Annotated in this window: 2 protein-coding genes; both read left to right on the top strand. The window is 69.8% G+C overall.

Features of this window, described 5'->3' with window-relative positions:
* Positions 1-1,225: sugar transporter (locus A3728_RS12075; RefSeq protein WP_330220274.1), on the top strand; the 1,225-nt coding region annotated here is incomplete at its 5' end.
* A gap of 3 nt (positions 1,226-1,228) precedes the next feature.
* On the top strand, positions 1,229-1,547 hold a 319-nt coding region (locus A3728_RS12080), incomplete at its 3' end, for an ATP-binding cassette domain-containing protein (protein WP_150120765.1).

A 1,547-nucleotide genomic window follows, 5' to 3' on the forward strand; every position in this document is an offset into this window, starting at 1 on the left:
AGCAGCGAGATCGGCTTCTGCTGCTGCGGGTGCGGGGGGTGCCGCGCGCAGGCCAGCGCATCTGCCTGCCCCGCCCCGGCGCGCAGGCATCGAGGTGCTGCATCCGCCGGCGGGGCGGGCATACCGGCGCCCGCGCCACCTATCGCTGGGGCTGAGCCTGCTGCTGCTTGTGCTGCTGCCGGCGGCGGGGGCGGCGGCCTATCTGTGGCTGCGGGCGGCGGATCAATATGCCTCCACCCTCGGGTTTGTCGTCCGTCAGCAGGAGGGGGGCGGTGCCGTCGCGCTCTTCGGGGGGTTGTCGTCGATGGCGGGCGGCGCGTCGTCCGATACAGAGGTGCTGTATGAATTCCTGCGCAGTCAGGCATTGGTGGCGCGGGCCGACAGGGCGCTGGACCTGCGCGGGCGTTTTGCTGCCCCGTTCGGGCGGGACCCGGTCTTTGCCTTCGATCCCGAAGGCTCCATCGAGGATCTGCTGCACTATTGGCGGCGGATGGTGCGGGTGCATCACGACGCGGCGAGCGGACTGGTCGAGGTCGAGGTGCGCGCCTTTACGGCTGGGGGCGCGCGGGACATTGCCGCCTTTGTGCTGGAGGAAAGCCGCGAGATGATCAACGGGTTGAGCGTGCTGGCGCGGACGGATGCGACCCGCCATGCCGAGGGCGAGCTGGAGCAGGCGATGCAGCGCGCCCGCGCGGCCCGGTCCGAAATGGCGGCCTTTCGCGCCCGTACCCGCATCATCGATCCGGCGGCGGACATACGCGGGCGTATGGGTCTGCTGGAAAGCCTGCAACACCAATTGGCCACAGCACTGGTGGAGGGCGAGGTGCTGGCGCGCACCACCGGGGCGGGCGACCCGCGCCTTGCGCGGTCCTCCCGCCGGATCGCGGTGATCGAGGATCGCATCGCGCAGGAACGCGCAGGGTTCGCCGAAGGCGGCACCGCCGCGCAGGAGGACTACGTTGCCGTTCTGGGCGAGTTCGAGCGCCTGACGGTGGAAAACGAATTTGCCGAACAGGCCTATCTGGCGGCACGGGCCGCCTATGACGCAGCCGTGGCGGAGGCGCGGCGCGACAGCCGGTACCTTGCAGCCTTCGTCGGCCCCACGCTGGCGGAACGGGCGATCTATCCGCGCCGCTACACGATCGGGCTGCTGACTTTTGCCTTCCTGCTGGCCGTCTGGGTGATCGGGGTGCTGACGTGGTACAGCCTGCGGGACAGGCGCTAGCGGATGATACGGCTCATCGATCTGCACAAGGGGCTNGGCCGGGGCGGGGCGCGGAAGGTGATCGCGCGGGGGATCGACGCGCTCTTTCCCTCAGGTCGGTCGGTGGCCCTGCTGGGGCGGAACGGGGCCGGGAAATCCTCTCTCCTGAAGATCATCGCGGGGACGATGGCGGCGGAGCGGGGCCATGTGCTTCGCCGCGGCAGCGTTTCATGGCCGGTGGGCTTTGCGGGCTCTTTCCATCCCGACCTCACGGGGGCGCAGAACGTGCGCTTCGTGGCGCGGGTCTACGGGGTGGATACCGACGAACTGGTCGCATTTGTCG

The sequence above is a fragment of the Sulfitobacter sp. HI0040 genome, from assembly GCF_001634885.1.
Taxonomy (GTDB): domain Bacteria; phylum Pseudomonadota; class Alphaproteobacteria; order Rhodobacterales; family Rhodobacteraceae; genus Sulfitobacter.